Source organism: Sphingobacterium sp. LZ7M1 (genome assembly GCF_024296865.1).
In the GTDB taxonomy this organism is placed as follows: domain Bacteria; phylum Bacteroidota; class Bacteroidia; order Sphingobacteriales; family Sphingobacteriaceae; genus Sphingobacterium.
Genome location: NZ_CP101134.1, coordinates 2,700,722 through 2,717,796, shown reverse-complemented (window position 1 = coordinate 2,717,796; position 17,075 = coordinate 2,700,722). Strand labels below are relative to the sequence as shown.

Here is a 17,075-nt window from a genome sequence, read left to right as displayed (position 1 = left end):
TTAGATTTCGCTTAATTTAAAAGTGTCTTTCAGTCTAATTCCTTTTTCGGTGTACTGCAAGGTTGCGCACTCATTTACGGAGTCATGCTCGAAGAACATGATATATTCATTATCAACGATCTCTTTCCAGTAATCTTGTCTTTCCTGCATGGTTACCAGTGGTCTCACATCATAGCCCATGACATAGGCAATTGGAATATGTCCTACAGAAGGCAGTAAGTCCGCCATGTAGAGAATGGTTTTTCCTTTATATTGGATCTGCGGAAGCATCATGGCCTCGGTATGGCCATAGGCAAAGCGCATATGGATCTCAGTGTCGTATTGAGGACTTTCGATATCGATAAAGTTCAGTTGCCCACTTTCTTGGATTGGCATAATGTTCTCCTTCAAAAAAGACGCTTTCTCCCTTGGATTAGGATTAACTGCCCACTCCCAATGATCCTTATTGGACCAATATCTTGCATTTTTGAATGCTGGCAATAGTTTTTCACCTTCTCTTTTAATGGCATCACCACAATGGTCAAAATGCAAATGGGTCAATATTACATCGCTAATGTCATCACGGTGGAAACCAAGTTTAGCTAAAGACTTATCCAACGTATCGTCGCCATGCATATGGAGGTGGCTAAAGAATTTTTCATCCTGCTTGTCGCCGATCCCAGTATCGACCAGCGTCAATCGCTTGCCATCCTCAATAAGCATCAAACGGTTTGCCCAGGTACATAAGTTGTTTTCGTCAGCTGGATTCGTTCTCTGCCAGAGGCTTTTTGGTACAACGCCAAACATGGCACCGCCATCTAATTTGAAAAATCCAGTATCTATGCTATGTAGTTTCATTTGTGATTACATTTAATGTTCTCATTTGGCAGGTAAGCCAATTATTATAAAATTGATGTTTTATGTCGGCTAAACCAAGTATAATTTGAGATTTTCGGTATAATGAAAGTCAAAAGTAAAATTGGTAGTTAATCCTGTAATCCATATAAGCTTTTAATTGTTTATTCTACAGACCTTTGGAATACATTAAACCATCAGAGAATATGAGGACAAACAATCGTAGAGAATTTTTAAAGAATGGAGCATTAGCAGGATTGGGACTGATCAGCTCCAATGTTTTATTTGCTAGTTCAACCATGGAAATAAATAAAGACAGTAGCCTCAATTTTCAGGAAACAGGAAAGAGGCTGTTAGGATCTGGAAAACATCAATTAGCGGTGTCCGCATTTGGCTTAGGCTGTATGGGCATGAGTTTTCACCGCAGTTTTGTTCCTGACCGTCAGATGAGCATAAACCTGATTAGAAAAGCAGCAGAATTAGGCTTAAATTTCTTCGATACCGCCGAAGCTTATGGTCCGCGGATCAATGAAGAATTAGTAGGAGAGGCCTTACAGCCTATTCGTAAGGATATATTGATAGCAACCAAGTTTGGCTTTGTGGACGGAGTTCCGGCCAAAGGTTTGGACAGCAGACCGGAAACGATCAAGAAGATGGTGGATCAATCCTTAAAACGCTTGAAGACAGATTATATAGATTTGTTATATCAACATCGAGTTGATCCAAATGTTCCGATGGAAGATGTTGCCGGAACTGTAAAGGAATTGATCCAGGCAGGGAAAGTCAGGAACTTTGGCTTGAGTGAAGCGAGTGCTGAAAATATCAGGAAAGCCCATGCTGTGCAACAGGTTACGGCCTTGCAAAGTGAGTATTCCTTGGTTACCCGCCAACCTGAAACCACAGTGATACCTGTTTGTGAGGAATTGGGGATAGGTTTTGTTCCTTACAGTCCATTGAGCAGAGGATTGATAACGGGTTATATCAATGAACGGACGAAATATAATTCTGACAATGATAACCGACCAGCCTTGCCTCGTTATCAAAAGGATGCCATTATTGCCAATTGGCCTTTGATCGATGTGCTTAAGGATTTTGGTGACCATAGAGGGTTGACCGTAGCTCAGGTAGCATTGGCATGGCTATTGGCCCACAAACCTTTTATAGTTCCCATTCCGGGAACCACTAAACTGGCACACCTGAAAGAAAACATGGATTCTCGGGATTATCAATTTGATCCGGCAGAATTAAAGGATTTGACCGCCGCATTGGATAAGATCAAGATTGTAGGCGAAAGGGCAGTTGGTCAGCAGGCAAGTCAGATCAATAATTAAGAATTGCTGGCTCAACAATTTTACTGCTTTTGCGTTATTATTAGTAAAAAATCAGTTATGCTATGGAAATGAAAGAGTATTTGATGAGTTTTTTGGTTTTTTTAATGCTTTTTAGCTTTGGAAATCTGTTTTCTCAAGAAAAATCTGGGGGTTTTGGCGAAAAAAAGCAAATTCACTTGATCAGGATAGCAGAAATTGATGTAATTCCAGAATATTGGGAAGAATATAAGGAGATTGTTCTGCATGGAGCCAGAGAGTCTGTAGAGAAGGAGGAGGGTGTCATATCGATCTTTCCCATGGAGATCCAAGCCGAGAAACATAAAATCAGGATCTTGGAGATCTATAGGGATCAAAAAGCGTATGAGGACCATATCAAGTCCAAACATTTCCAACATTATAAATCGTCGACCTTAAAGATGATCAAGGATTTGAAACTGGTAGATATGAATGCCTTGGATGTTGGACTGATCAAGAAGATTTTTATTAAAGAAAATATCAGCGATTAGAAAAAGTAACTACCGTAATTGTGGTAGCTAATACCGTAATATGTATAAAAATAACAAGGCTAAAAGCGGGATATTTGAGGAGTTAGTTTGTTATTTTATTAAAGAATAGCATCAATTGAGGGGAAAGGGAAAATCCCCTCTTTTTTTGTGCCAGGATGCCCTTTGACGCCGCTCAGGGTACGGGATGGAGGTTCGACAGGCTCACCCACCGGCTGTGCCAAGAACTCTGTTACTTTTTCGCGGAAAAGTAACCAAACCGCTTCGGCCCATTTAAGATGGCTTTTCGCACCATCCACTACACATGGATAGAATGCCTTGATGTCGGGAATATCTTTTGCAAGATCACCCCTTTTGATGGGATGATCATGAAAAAGCATTCCAAGGCCAATCCCATCGCACTCGGCAACGGCATTCTTTCCATTTTTCCGCCATTGGAAATGAGCCGGTTGCTAAAGGACTTCCTCCGGAAGAATGGATGTTTGTTTTGTGAAACCCTTGGAAGGGGTGATATCTTTATAGAAGATTTGGCCAATAAGCAGACCAACCCCTAGCAGGGGTGAAATATTTTTCTGCAATTTGTCTTGAAGAAATAAAATAGTTCGTTCGCTGTGCTCACGATGACAACGATTCTAAAAAAAATACAACAATAGATTCTTCGCTGCGCTCTGAATCTCTCCCCAACCCATTTCCAATTCTGAACGATTAGTGAGGAATCTGTACGGTTCACTATAAAAATTGCCTGTCATTCTTTACCGAAGGTAAAGGACCTGTACGCCAATATAATCCGCAATGTTTTCTTTCAAAATATGCCCCTATGGTATTTGCCGCCTTTTCAATGGTGGGCAGGACATAATCATGGCCCATCCTCTCATCCTTTTAATCCTGGTTCAAAACCAGTTCTTGGCCCATCCTCTCATCCTTTCCATCCTGGTTCAAAAGCGTATCCAATAAACCCCAACGAAAGTATCTAAAAACTGCGTTTTGTTCCCTCTACTCCCCAGCAAAAAAGGGGCAATCTTTTCAGATTACCCCTTAATGGTTATTGTTTCTTGTTTAGTTAATGCTTAGTGGATGAAAAGCAATTCGCGTAATTTTGGCAAAGGCCATTTAGCGTCATCAACGATTTTTTCAAGTTTGTTGACATGGTAGCGGATTTCGTCGAAGAACGGTTTTACAACCTCGTCGTAAGCGATCGCTTTTTCACGCATGTCGTCGATGGTGTTTGCTTTTTTACGGGCTTGACGCATTTCCTCTGCCTGTTCAAGGATAATGTTCACGTGCTTGGAGATACGCTCCACATAGTTTAGCTGTGAACTGTAAGCCTCTTTGCTCAGACCTAAGTCCTTAAGGCCTCTTACGTTTTCAATCAATTGGTTTTGATAGATCAAACATGCAGGTGCAATCTGACTAGTTACGACATCACCAATCACACGAGCTTCGATTTGAAGTTTTTTGAAGAAGTTCTCCAATAAGATCTCATGTCTAGCTTCAGATTCACGTCTTGAGAAGATTCCTAGGGTTTCGAAAAGCTCTAGAGACTCTGGTTTTACATAGACATCAAGGGCTTTTGGTGTAGACTTGATGTTAGAAAGTCCTCTGCCAGCCGCTTCAATTTCCCATTCTTCGCTATAGCCATTTCCTTCGAAACGGATTGCTTTTGAATCTTTGATGTATTTACGGACAACGTTTAGGATCGCAAGGTCTTTCTTGATTCCTTTTTTGATCTGTTTGTCGACTTCATTTTTGAATTCAATCAATTGCGTAGCAACGATTGCATTCAAAATGGTCATTGGCAATGCTGAGTTTGCAGAAGATCCAACAGCGCGGAACTCGAATTTATTGCCGGTGAAAGCAAAAGGAGAAGTACGGTTTCGGTCGGTGTTATCCAATTTCAGATCAGGGATTTTTGGAATACCGTGCCATAGGTTTGCATCAGCCTTAACTTTTTTGGCAACGCGAGCAGATTCAACTTCTTCTAGGATTTCATCCAATTGAGAACCTAAGAAGATAGAGATAATCGCTGGAGGAGCTTCGTTGGCACCTAGGCGGTGGTCATTGGAGTGACTTGCGATAGATGCTCTCAGTAGGTCGGCATGCTCATAAACAGCTTTGATGGTGTTGACAAAGAACGTCAAGAACATCAGGTTGTTTTTAGGAGTTTTTCCTGGCGAAAGCAGGTTCACACCTGTATTGGTGATCAAGGACCAGTTATTGTGTTTTCCGGATCCGTTTACACCGCTATACGGTTTTTCATGTAATAAAACCTTAAAGTTGTGACGAATGGCAACTTGTTCCATTACGTTCATCAACAATTGGTTATGGTCGATAGCCAAGTTGATCTCTTCAAACATAGGAGCACATTCAAATTGAGAAGGGGCAACCTCGTTGTGACGAGTTTTCAAAGGGATACCTAATTTCAGGGCTTCGTTTTCAAGGTCCACCATGTAAGCTAATACACGCTCAGGGATCGCACCGAAGTAATGATCCTCTAATTGTTGTCCTTTAGCTGACATGTGTCCGAATAGGGTTCTTCCTGTCAATTGTAGGTCAGGACGAGCATTATATAAGGCAAGGTCAACCAAGAAATATTCTTGTTCGATACCCAAAGAAGCATTTACTTTGGTAACGGCTTTATCAAAATATTGAGCAACATCAGTTGCAGCTTTGTCAATAGAAGCGATAGCTTTTAATAAAGGTGCTTTGTAATCTAGGGATTCGCCTGTGTAAGAAACGAATACGGTAGGGATACATAAGGTTTTGCCAGCACCAGTTTCAAAGATAAAGGCAGGGGATGAAGGGTCCCAAGCAGTATAACCTCTAGCTTCGAAAGTATTACGGATACCGCCGTTCGGGAAAGAAGAAGCATCTGGTTCTTGTTGTACCAATGCATCCGCGTTGAATTTCTCGATTGCGCTTCCATCCGTGTCCGGTTCAAAAAAAGCATCGTGTTTTTCAGCTGTTGATCCAGTCAAAGGTTGAAACCAGTGGGTATAGTGCGAAGCACCATTTTCTAGGGCCCAAGTTTTCATGGCTTGCGCGATGTAATCTGCTAATTCTCTGCTGATCTGTTTTCCTTCGTCGATAGATGATTTTAATTCGCTAAAAGTAGACTTTGAAAGGTAATCTCTCATTTTAGAGATGCTGAACACATTTTTATTGAAAATGTGAATTGCGCGTTCTGAATTTACCTCAGTTGTTTCATTGAACATGTGCTTTGAGGCAGTTTCAACTGCGGCTAGTCTGGAGTTTAACATGCTGTTAATATTAGATATACTTAAGTTTTTGTTGATTACTGATTTTTTCTTCTAAATTTTTATCAAAAGTATAGTAAAAACATTTTACTTGGATAAAATTTTTGAAAAAAAATGTAAAAAAGTATGGTTTTTAGTGTTTTTTAACAAAAACAGGCGGTAATTCCCAAGAATTACCGCCTGTTTTGAGTTTCTATTGTAAAATTAGTTGACTTCAAGGCCCCAATCTATACCTTTTTCTGTTGCTTTGACTCCTTTTTTGATCCAATTTGCTGCTGGTTTTCCTTTTAGGAAGTGATCAAAGAATTGAGCTTCGCGAATTTGAATGTCTTTTCGGTTCTGTCTTTGGATTAGATTGTGGTCATCACCGTTATAGTTCAATAACCAAACTGGTTTATTCAATCTTCTCAATGCAGTAAAGAATTCAATCCCTTGGTACCAAGGCACAGCTCCGTCATTGTCGTTGTGCATGATCGCCACAGGTGTGTTGACCTTGTCCATAAAGAACAGTGGCGAGTTCTCTATATATAGATCTCTAGCTTCCCAAAGCGGCTTTCCGATACGGCTTTGTGTATTCTCATATTGGAACTGTCTGGACATTCCCGTTCCCCAACGGATTCCACCGTAGGCCGAGGTCATGTTGACAACGGGAGCACCAGCCCATGCTGCGGCATACATATCGGTACGGGTAATCAGGTGGGCAACTTGATAACCACCCCAGCTCTGTCCTTGGATTCCCATTTTAGTGGAGTCCACCCAATTGTTGTTTCTAGCCAAATGATGCATACCTGAATTAATAAACTCTTCAGCTGATCTTCCTGGATAGCCAGTTTCATAACGGATGTCCGGTGCGAAGACCAAATAACCGTTACTTACGAAATAAGGGATATTCAAACGGGATGGAGTAGGAGCCGGCGCTTGGTAGCCATATAGCCCATCTGATAGCGTTTCGTAGAAATAAGCAATAATCGGATATTTCTTATTCGGATCGAAATCTTCAGGCTTATAGAGAATACCTTCCGATTTATAGCCTTTTGGTGTAGTCCAATGTACCAATTCAGCCGTTCCCCAATTGTAATTCGCCTGTTGAGGGTTAATATCGGATAGTCTGGTTTCGTTTTTGAAATTCGCTAATAGATATAGATCCGGTGAATGCTGGTAATCCTCTTTTGTATAGATAAGCTTGTTCAATTTTTCATCCGCATTAAGCATTCTATAAGTATGCGGACCTGACCATAGTTTGCTGATTTCTTTTTTTCCTAATTTATAGAGACCTTGATTTTTGTCGATTTTATTGAAACCATTTAAGAAAACAGTCTTTGACTCATCGATCTGGTTGTAATTGATCCTTGGGTCATCGTTCCTATATAGGTTTTCCATACGATAGACCATTTGGTTTTGTCTTCCAAGGCCGTTGGTTAGGTTGGTTTTGTTTTTTCCATCAAGGCTTAATTTCCAGATATCATATCGGTCATTGATATAGATGTATTTGCCATCCTTTGACCATCCAGCGATTCCATAGGGTCCTGGAGCGGCAGGGACATCATTTTCTTCATCCACAAAGCTGACTTGCAAGCCTTCATTCAGTTGTTTCGTGCTTTCAGATGCGATATGGAAGCTGTACCAATTACCATTGCTACGGTTGAAATAAACGACATAATCGCCGTTTGGTGCTAATGCAGCATATCCAGAGTTGGATTTTGTGACCAATTTATTTTTACCTGTCAGGGTTGATATAGCGTAGATATCAGAACGCATGCCACCTTCCCATTGGGTTTCTATTCTGTATTCCTTGTCGGAAGTCGCCATCGCCCATTCGTTGTCAGCATCGCCGGTCAAGGAGATTCTATTGAATGTTTCATCAGATAATGGAATCACATTTCTATTGGAGGCCAGATTGACCATGGCGGTATAGTTCCTGGATAGGTCTCTTCTTAGGTTAACCAATTGCATAGGTTGCAGGTAATCATCTTGCCAGTGCCAGATATCCACTTTGGCATGCTCGAATTCCACTAAAGTGGTGTCCTTTACCCTTGGAATTGGAGCCAATCCGAAAAACAGTCTTTTTCCAGATTTGCTAAAGGTTAAGGAGCCATCACCGGATACAAACCAGTTTTGAGGAATCCCATTGGAATTTCTATCAGCCAATATCACGGCGGAGTCTTGGTTTGCGGTATAGTAATAAAGCTTATATTCCTTTAATAGGGATTTTTCAGGAGTCTTGTCCGCTAAGAAGCTCAGTTGCTTTGTAGCATCATCAAACTGAATGTTCTTATAGGTTCCTTTGCCTGAGCTTATTTTCTTTTTGGATTTGTTGGCAAGGTCCATAATAAATAGACCGGATTCATTTAAGGAGTCTTTTTCTGGACCTTTAATGGAGTAAACCAAGAATTTCCCGTCATCACTCCACTCGTAACTATCCGCTTTTAAGATATTGCTTGTATCAGCCGTATTTAAGTTGAGGACCGTTAAGGTAGGGGTAGGTTTTTCCTTTTTGGATGCAGATTTCGTTTTACTGCTGTCCGAGCTTTTGGGGATGATGGTTTCGTGCAGGAAGGCAACGAAGTCATTTCCATCCTTAGCGATTTTATAGGATTTCACCTGTGCAAATTTGCTGGACTGGTTTTTAGCGATATTAAAGACCAAAAGAGAGTCCTTCGGCATTTCATCAGGTTTCTTTTTCTTGATCTTTGCCTGCCTTACTTCCTGAAAAGGAGCTTTGATTAAACCAATCAAATGTTTTTCATCCTTGGTCAGCTTAAGGTCTGCACCTCTAGGGATTTGAAGCAGTTGTTGATTGTTTGCATTTTTTACAATGGAAGTCGCATCACCTTCTTGTGGGGTAATGCTATAATAAATCAGATTTCCAGATTTGCTGATCTCAGGTTTACTGATAACATTCCAGGAATCATAAACAGTGTGATCAATTGGTTTTTTCTGTGCATAAGTTAGTGAAATTGCACTTAAACCAAATAGTATTAAGCCAAATTTACGTTTCATATAAATTGATGTTTGGAATTTCAATAATACCCAAAATTTGTTAACTTAGGTTAGGTTAAAAGATAACAATTTTAGTATAATCGCATTAATTCACTTTATATGAAAAACACAGGTATTATAATCAGTATTATCGCCGGCCTATCCATCATTGTGTTTGCCATGATCTTTGGTAATGCCTATAAGTATAAGTACAGAAATTCCAATACGATTAATGTGACCGGTAATGCGATGACTAATTTTGAGTCTGATATCGTGAAATGGTCTGCAGTGTTCAGCCGTAAATCCATGGATTTAAGTGAAGCTTCCGAACAATTGAAGCGAGATCGTGAATTGGTGAAGGATTTTTTGGTTCGCCAAGGGATCAATGAAAAAGAGATTCTGTTCAATGCCGTTAATATTGCCCGTGACTTTACCTACCATACCGATCAGAATGGAAATAGCTTCAATACCTTTACCGGATATAGCCTTTCGCAAAATGTTTCCATTGAATCAAAAGATTTAGATAAGGTTGCCAACGCTTCGCGTGAAATCTCCACCTTGATCTCGCAAGGGGTAGAGTTGGCCTCCAATGCTCCTAACTACTATTTCTCGGGTCTTGAAGACCTGAAATTGAAGTTGATCTCGGAAGCTTCCCAGAATGCAAAGGTAAGGGCAGAAAACATTGCTAAAGAAGCTGGATCCTCATTAGGTTCTCTAGTGAAAGCCGATTTAGGGATTTTTCAGATTACCGGTCAGAACGAAAATGAAGAATATTCCTATGGTGGTGCCTTTAACGTGACCTCAAGAAAGAAAACCGCGAATATTACCGTGAAGACTAGTTATTTATCTGAATAGTATTTAAGTATATAGTATTTAAGTATATAGTATTTAGTATTTAGTATTTAGTATTTAGACTTGTGGTGGACTTGGTATTTGAACCAGGATTGGGGTTCGACTCCGCTCACCCACCGAGGATGAGAGGATGGACCAAGATCATGGTTTGAACGTAGTTTCTAAGACTATATTTAATCATATTTCCATAGGGGCGAATCGCATTCGCCCGCTTCATATTTTGAATAAATAATAGGTTTGTAATACGTGCTTTCCTACATTTTCGGTTTCCGCCACGGTGTCATTCTGACGCAGGAAGAATCTTGGAACTATGCAAACCTAATTTCATTGGCGAACAGGTCCTTGATCTTCGATCAAGAATGACAAGAACATTTTGAGGCATTCACGTACAGATTCTTCACTGATCGTTCAGAATTGGAAGCCTCCTGAGAGGGATTCAGAGTAAAACGAAGAATCTATTTCTTATTTTTTTAGGGATGCGGGTCATTTCGAATCGCAAGATGAGAAAACTGTTTTTGGCAAGCCTGCTTAGTTCCGAGACCCTTCGGCCGAGCCTTCAGGGTGACACAAAAGGGTTATAGAAAAATATTTCACCCCCCGCTAGGGGTTGTCCTTTTGACGATTTACCTTTCTATAAACATTTCACCCACTCTGTGGGTTGACCATTTCAAACATACAATTTCTATAAAGATGTCACACCCCGCTGGTTTCTTTCTCTACAGTAACAAACCGTCTTAATACTAAATACTTACTACTAAATACTAATTAATGATATAAAGAAAGGTCCTATGATGTTCCACAGGACCTTTTTGTCTAAATACTAAATACTTTCTACTAAATACTACTTTTACGGATCTATCCTAACGAATTTACCGTCTTTGTCGAATACAAGATCTAAGCCGTTTGTAAGTTCGACATCGTAGCCGTGTTTTTCTTTTTCAATGCTATTGATGCCAGCATTAGCATAGTTTTGTTTTACATAGTCTCTGATAGCTGTAGGGATCAAATTATCTGGTAATGTTGCTGTATCGGCTTTAGCATAGATATCTAACCATTGACCATTTTTGTCGAATTTGATTTCTATTCCGTTATCAAGGAGTACATCAAATTCTTTTCCAGAAAGCCCTTCTTTTTCTTCAACTACGGATAAGATTTTCACGCCTTTGAAGTTTTCGTTTAAGAATTGATTTGCACTTTGTGGAAGCTGATCCTCAGTAATTACAGACTCTTTATCACAAGACATCGTTAAAGTAGCGAATGATAGAAGAACAGTTAGTGCTAGAAGTAATTTTTTCATTTTAAAGTTTTATTAAGATTATTGTGTGTGTATTTCAATTAGTCATCAATCTTGATGAAGTCAGCATTTTTGTTGAATTTAACTTCGATTCCGTTGGTTAATTCAACTTCATATCCCTTTTTTTCTTTTTTGATCTGTACGATATTGTTGTCAGGGAAGCTTTTTTGAACATAAGATTTAATTTTTGCAGGAACGATGTCTTGAGGTACTGCAACAGTATTTGCATCTACTTCAGTCCATTCACCCTTGCTATCAAATTCTACTTCAGTTCCACTTGCAAGCACTACCTTGTATTCAATAGAAGATAATGTTTCCTTTTCAGATTTTGTCAAGGCAACTTTATCATTTGCATAATGCTTTTGAAGGAAGTTTTGCGCTGTTTTAGGCAAGTTTGCAACTTCAATTACTTTTTCCTGAGCCATTGCTTGGAAAGATGATCCAGCAATAAACAATAACATCAGTGTTTTTATTAGATTTTTCATGTCGTTTAATTTTTTGTTTAATCAAATTTCTATGTCAAATCTGGAAAGAATTGGGAAAAAGGGGATTATTTCTGAATTATTTCAAATTTTTAGTTTAAAATGCTGTTCTGCTTGGGCATATCCGTATTCAATTTGGATATGAGGGTATTTGTCCAGGATCGTTTGAACGATCGATAGACCTAGCCCATTGGATTGACTATCCTGATTGCCTTTATGGAAGCGTTTGAAGATATACTGTGGGTTTAAGGCTCCATTTTCACTGCTATTGGCAAAGTCAATCTCTCTTTTGTTTACCGTTATTCGGATAAACCCTTCTTTATAATTGTATTTTATGGCATTCCTAAGCAGGTTGGAAATCAAGATGTGGGCAAGGTCAAAGTTGAGATTAGCAATAAATTGATCATGCTGGATAAAATCGACTTTTAGTTCCTTGAATTGAATGAAATCCTCCAGTTCTTCCAGTTTCCTTTTGATCAGGTCATTGAAATTGACCTCAGTGCTGCTGCTGTATTGGTTGTTTTCGATCCTGGAAAGCATAAGCAAGGATTTATTCAGGGCCACCATCCGGTGAAGAGCCTGTTTAGCTTCAGCAATCTTAATGGTTTTTTCCTCAGGGAGGTCACCTTCTTGCAGGAGCAGGTCTAATTTGCCGATAGTAATGGCCAAAGGCGTTTGGAGCTCATGGGATGCATTCTCCAAAAACAGCTTTTGTTCTTCGAATAGGCCTTCATTGCGGTCTATCATTTGCTTGATCTGGGTATTTAGCTCTTCAAACTCCTTGACCTTGGTGACGGTGGATTCGAAGGTTTTACTATGACCAAATCGGTAGTTGCTTAGGTTTTTTAAAATATTTTGAAATGGTTTCCAGCCCTTGCTCATCACGAAATAATTGATGATCAATATGCTTAAAACGATTACAAGGTATAAAACTGCAAGCGCTATGGCGAGATTGATCAGGTAATCATCCTCTTCGACAGTGGATGTTCTGATGTCCAGGCCATAGGCTATCCTATCTTTTGAGTAGAAGCCCGTTCTTAAGATTCTGTATGGTTCATCCTCATCATCATAGGGCATATACATAAATTCCCTTGAAAAATGGTTTTTGTCAATATCTTCCTTGGCTTCGGTCGGGTAGATCTTGAACTGGTTTATCCCATATTCCTTGTTATTATTGATAATATCGGGATTGTTGTAGGCTTCTCGGATAATTTCTAGCTTTTGGTTCTTTAAGCCATCATCGATGTTATCATAGACCTCATCCATCAGGAAGGCATAGAACAGCAATGCCCATACTGCCATAATGATCAGGATGGCAATGGCCAGAAACTTATTGGTGTAATATTTTATTGATACCGACATTATACTAATTTATACCCGACCCCATAAACTGCCTGAATATCCATTTCCGCTGAAGAATCTTTCAATTTCTTGCGGATGTTTTTAATTTGTGAATAGATAAAGTCCAGATTGTCCGCTTGATCGGTATGGTCTCCCCAAACCGACTCCACTAAACTTGTTTTTTCCAGTAACCTGTTCGGTCTTAGTAGGAAATAGTGGAACAGGTCAAACTCCTTACGGTTGAAGTTGATGGGGTTTTCATTGATCTGGACAATTCTGCTCTCGGGGTTAAGACTAACATTTTTATATTTTACCCATTGTTCACCTTCATTGGAATTCCTGCGGATAATGGATTTCACCCTAGCCAGCAATTCAGCAAGGTGGAAGGGTTTGGCGAGATAATCGTCTGCCCCGATCTCTAATCCCAAGACTTTGTCCTCAACAGAGTCTTTTGCCGAAAGGATCAGCACCGGTTGTTTTTTATGCTCCTCTTTAAGTGCCCGCAAAATATCGAGTCCACTGCCTCCGGGGAGCATGATATCCAGTAAAATGCAGTCATATTGATAGTTCATGGCTTTTTCTAGGGCTGTATTGTAATCTGTTGCTGATTCAATTAGGAAGTTTTCAGATTTAAGGAATTCTTCCATGGTGAGCAATAGCTCTTTCTCGTCTTCAATAATTAGTATCTTCATCTTATAACAGTTTACAATAAAGCCAATAGATTCTGGAAAGAATCTGGAAAAAGCAAAAACCTTACAAAATTACCTTGACTCCGGCATAGAAATTCCGAGTAGGTGCAGCATTAAAATAACGGTTACCCATTGCATTTATGTCATTTCCTAAGCTGTATTTTTCGTTCAGGATATTATCGGCACCTGTAAATACCTGCAATTTGTATCTGCTGGAGATAGGGGTTAGCCAAGATATTTTGGCTTGCAATACATGGTATTTAGATGCTGAAACTGTATTGGCGTCATTTAATGGAATACTTGATGTGAAATTATGTAAGATGTTTAAATCTATATCCTTAATGAAATTGAATGAAAGTGTATTTGCCCATATCCAATTCGGAACGGAAGTAACTTTGTTTCCATTGAAATTGTTTTCTCCAATCACATATTCCTTGAATTTATAATCCTGGTAAGTTAAGTTGCTGGATAGGATCAAGCCATTTAAAAATGCTGAATGATCATTGGCAACCAGTTGAGTCAGGACCTGAGCTTCAATTCCCTTTTGGTCAATTCTACCTGCATTTTGGAAAAATTCATTTCCGGCATCGTTCAATTGTCTGATGATACCATTTTTCATTTGGTAGTTATAGGCAGCAAGATCGGCAATAAATCTACGGTCATGGGTTTCAAAACGAATTCCAGCTTCATAGTTTACACCGGTTTCAGTGTTGAGGTTTTGGTTGATCTGATTGTCTGAGGACCTAACTTCGGCAATGGTAGGAGTTGAGTATCCTTTGGAAATGGATGCCCTGATAGCGAAGTTATCTGTCGCTGCATAGGATAATCCCAATCTAGGCATCCAGCTCTTGTCAAAGTTGATTTCTCCATTTACATTGACTTCGCCTGCGGCTGTTTTCTTAAAGTTTATATCGTTAAAGTTCAAGCCGATAGATGCCTCTGCTGTAAGTTTTTGGTAAAGTTTGGTTTTGAATCTATAGAAATAGAAATGTTGAAAGTTTTCTAGCTTGTCATCATCCGTTAGGTTACCAATTTTTCCAAGGTTATTTGTGTAGTTCTTGACATTGTACCAGCCTTTTTGTCCTTCGCCTCCTAATTGCATTTCCCATTGGAAATCTTGCTTATCGATATTTTCGTAGGAGAAGTATGTCCTAAAACCTAGGTTTTTCTCAATCCTGGATTCGTAATTGGTAATAAATGGATTCTCCAGGTCGGTATAACTCCCAAATAAGGAAACCACATTTTTCAATCTATTTGTTATCTGGTATTCATTGGTAATACCTCCGATAAATGTTTTGTTGTAAATAGCAGCTTTTTGATCTTTGGCGCTTTGGAAAGGCCCGCCAGCTGGCCTGAACTGTGTTGGATCCTCATCATATTGCTGTTGGGTCAATGCACCAGGGGTTTGATAGCCCATGTCGGTATAAAGTGCGAATCCCTTTAATTTACCATGGGCATTGTATTTCCACTGATGTGCAGTCTGGAAAAACAATTTGTCCATTGCGGTATGTTGCCTATAGCCATCTGATCGCAAGTACGCTTGGTCAAATGAAAAATTATAGTTTTCATTGACTTGATGGTTAATCTGCAGTTGCTCATGGAATAAACCAAAGGAACCTCCAGAAAGCATTAAGTATTTTTCGTTATTGACCTGTCCGAAACCTTCAGGGATAAATCTGATAACACCACCTGAATTAGGACCATATAAGGAACCGTCTGGGCCTTTAATGATCTGGATACTGTTGATACCCACGGGATCAAGGATATTCAAATAGGTGTTGCCGCTAGCGTCGGTAAAAGGTATTTCATCTAAATATATCTTGGTATTCCTTACTCCAAATGGTGAGCGGAGCATGCTTCCGCGGAGTGCAAGTCGATAGCTTCCAGGTGATCTTTCTTCCATTCTCAATCCGCTGGTGGTATTGATTGCGCTCAAGAAACTGCTAGGGGATTGAGATTCTATCAATTTTTTGGAAACAACCTTGGCTGAAGTCGTTAGGTCCAGCATGGCTTGTGAGTTGAAATGTGCTTTTATTTCAATAGGTGCTATCTCGTTGATACTAGTGTCCCTTGAAATGGTTTGTGCATTTGCCGAAAAGAAAGAAATAGTCGCTGAAAGGCTGATTAAGCCAAATTGTTTAAAATACATGTAGGTTAATATTATTAAAATATTAATATAAAAATAATTAGAATGCTTCGTTTAAACCCAAGAATAAACCATGCTGCCCAAATTTACCAAAAGCATAATCAATACAAAGGTTAGTTCGGGTCGCTTTGTTAAATAATAATCTCAGGCCGGCGCCAGCAGCTGGTTGCCATGTCTGGAAAAGCTTGGTTCCCATTTTATCATTTGCTGTTTGGATATTTGCAAAGACGACACCGCTCAGGAACTGATTCCTTAAAATTGGGTATCTATATTCTACTTCTGAGTAAAAGAAGGAAGTTCCTTTGAAATATCCCATGGTATAACCGCGGCCACTACGGGCGTAAGTGTCTTTTGCAGTACCGGGAAGATCGATATATGGAAGTTTACCACCTAGGTTATAAGATCCAAAGTTCCAAAAAGCAATCACATGGTTTGGTCTATCTGTGGATAATTGCCAATATTTTCTGAAATCTGTCTGTAATTGATAGGCATTATGTGTGCTTCCCAGCCACGTTTGATTCATGCGAAGGACCATGTCCACATAATAGCCTTTATAGGCAGAGTTAGGGTTATCCCTGGTCATATATTGCATATTGACCATAAAACCGTTGTTGTTTACGCGAGTGGGATCGAAATCATTCCAACGGCTGTAAATTTCTACAGGAGACATATTTTCTTGGCTACCTACTGTACTTAACTGTCTTTTTAATTCGAAAAATACACCAACACCAACAAATGCTCCTGGGAATAACTGTTTATATACCCGTTCATTGATGGTGTAGGCCATATATTTGTTGACATATCGCTGTCTATCCGGGTTGTTCAGGATGAGTTCTTCTTCAGTGGGGTTCTCTAGTGTTCCGCCAATTCCAAGTCCGTAATCAAGTCCTACCGCTTTTGCTACCATGGCCCCGCCCTTTATGTTCCATTTGTTGCCAGGGGTGTAGATGTCATGCAATAGATAGCCCACGATAATACCACGGGTGGTGGCACTTAAAGCGGTGGCAGCAATAGACATGGCGGTATTGGGTTCATTACCGAGAACTTTTCCGCCCACGGCCTTAATCCCTATTTGGGCGCCTATGGAGGGGTTATAGTTAATATTGGGTAGATAGGAAATTGCAGATCTTTTACCAGAAGGTTGTTTGTTGTCTTTTTTGAAAGGATTAATATCCCGGAATGCATCAACGATATCGTATAAATGGGCCGTAGGCAGTACACTGTCCCTTTGTTCTTTCGTACTTACCGTATCGTGGATTTGTATTTGAAGCGCGAAGGATGGTAATTGAGCTAGGACAAATAATAGAAGTAATAACAGCTTTATGCGCATTTTATTTTTTTATTATTGGTTGATTTAGTGGTAAATGCTG

The 17,075-nt window shown here is 39.7% G+C and carries 14 protein-coding genes; 4 read left to right on the top strand and 10 right to left on the bottom strand.

Translation table 11 applies throughout. From position 1 onward, the window contains the following. Positions 1 to 837: an MBL fold metallo-hydrolase gene (locus tag NMK93_RS11770; protein ID WP_254527432.1), complete on the bottom strand. Its 837-nt coding sequence runs from the start codon at positions 835 to 837 to the stop codon at positions 1 to 3. A gap of 203 nt (positions 838 to 1,040) precedes the next feature. Here NMK93_RS11770 and NMK93_RS11765 point away from each other — a divergent pair, with 203 nt between their 5' ends. Together NMK93_RS11765 and NMK93_RS11760 are read left to right on the top strand one after the other, a co-directional pair. After that, entirely contained in the window at positions 1,041 to 2,165 is a 1,125-nt protein-coding gene (locus NMK93_RS11765) for an aldo/keto reductase (protein ID WP_254527431.1), read from the top strand. A gap of 62 nt (positions 2,166 to 2,227) precedes the next feature. After that, positions 2,228 to 2,671 carry a putative quinol monooxygenase gene (locus tag NMK93_RS11760; RefSeq protein ID WP_254527430.1) on the top strand — a complete coding sequence of 148 codons (444 nt, stop codon included), beginning with the start codon at positions 2,228 to 2,230 and terminating at the stop codon, positions 2,669 to 2,671. Positions 2,672 to 2,769: 98 nt separating this feature from the next. Here the strand turns inward: NMK93_RS11760 and NMK93_RS11755 are convergent, their stop codons facing one another. Beyond that, positions 2,770 to 3,048 carry a hypothetical protein gene (locus NMK93_RS11755; protein ID WP_254527429.1) on the bottom strand — a complete coding sequence of 93 codons (279 nt, stop codon included), beginning with the start codon at positions 3,046 to 3,048 and terminating at the stop codon, positions 2,770 to 2,772. On the opposite strand from NMK93_RS11755, the gene NMK93_RS11750 reads away from it, so the two are divergent. Beyond that, the gene (locus tag NMK93_RS11750; RefSeq protein ID WP_254527428.1) at positions 3,037 to 3,222 is read left to right on the top strand and encodes a hypothetical protein; all 186 of its coding nucleotides are present in this window, start codon (positions 3,037 to 3,039) and stop codon (positions 3,220 to 3,222) included. The genes NMK93_RS11755 and NMK93_RS11750 overlap by 12 nt on opposite strands. Positions 3,223 to 3,735: 513 nt before the next feature. Here the strand turns inward: NMK93_RS11750 and NMK93_RS11745 are convergent. Continuing rightward, positions 3,736 to 5,925, bottom strand: coding sequence for a glutamine synthetase III (locus NMK93_RS11745; RefSeq protein ID WP_185216670.1), 2,190 nt, complete (start codon positions 5,923 to 5,925; stop codon positions 3,736 to 3,738). 201 nt (positions 5,926 to 6,126) lie between these two features. Further along, a complete protein-coding gene (locus NMK93_RS11740; RefSeq protein WP_254527427.1) occupies positions 6,127 to 8,922 on the bottom strand; it encodes a prolyl oligopeptidase family serine peptidase in 2,796 nt (931 codons plus the stop codon). A 99-nt stretch (positions 8,923 to 9,021) separates the two neighbouring features. On the opposite strand from NMK93_RS11740, the gene NMK93_RS11735 reads away from it, so the two are divergent. After that, entirely contained in the window at positions 9,022 to 9,756 is a 735-nt protein-coding gene (locus NMK93_RS11735) for an SIMPL domain-containing protein (RefSeq protein ID WP_185212470.1), read from the top strand. An 844-nt stretch (positions 9,757 to 10,600) separates the two neighbouring features. Here the strand turns inward: NMK93_RS11735 and NMK93_RS11730 are convergent. The 6 genes from NMK93_RS11730 to NMK93_RS11705 all read right to left on the bottom strand — a co-directional run bounded on the left by NMK93_RS11730 (position 10,601) and on the right by NMK93_RS11705 (position 17,035). Next, positions 10,601 to 11,050, bottom strand: a complete 450-nt coding sequence (locus NMK93_RS11730; protein WP_254527426.1) for a PepSY-like domain-containing protein — start codon at positions 11,048 to 11,050, stop codon at positions 10,601 to 10,603. Positions 11,051 to 11,088: 38 nt separating this feature from the next. After that, the gene (locus NMK93_RS11725) at positions 11,089 to 11,532 is read right to left on the bottom strand and encodes a PepSY-like domain-containing protein (RefSeq protein WP_254527425.1); all 444 of its coding nucleotides are present in this window, start codon (positions 11,530 to 11,532) and stop codon (positions 11,089 to 11,091) included. Positions 11,533 to 11,613: 81 nt separating this feature from the next. Next, complete coding sequence (locus NMK93_RS11720) at positions 11,614 to 12,891, bottom strand: cell wall metabolism sensor histidine kinase WalK (protein WP_254527424.1); 1,278 nt, start codon at positions 12,889 to 12,891, stop codon at positions 11,614 to 11,616. Beyond that, the gene (locus tag NMK93_RS11715; RefSeq protein ID WP_254527423.1) at positions 12,891 to 13,562 is read right to left on the bottom strand and encodes a response regulator transcription factor; all 672 of its coding nucleotides are present in this window, start codon (positions 13,560 to 13,562) and stop codon (positions 12,891 to 12,893) included. The genes NMK93_RS11720 and NMK93_RS11715 overlap by 1 nt, the downstream gene beginning before the upstream one ends. 61 nt (positions 13,563 to 13,623) lie before the next feature. Then, positions 13,624 to 15,708 (bottom strand): TonB-dependent receptor, encoded by a 2,085-nt coding sequence (locus NMK93_RS11710; RefSeq protein WP_254527422.1) that lies wholly within the window; start codon positions 15,706 to 15,708, stop codon positions 13,624 to 13,626. Between the two features lie 37 nt (positions 15,709 to 15,745). Continuing rightward, positions 15,746 to 17,035 (bottom strand): BamA/TamA family outer membrane protein, encoded by a 1,290-nt coding sequence (locus NMK93_RS11705; RefSeq protein ID WP_254527421.1) that lies wholly within the window; start codon positions 17,033 to 17,035, stop codon positions 15,746 to 15,748. Positions 17,036 to 17,075 lie beyond the last annotated feature (40 nt).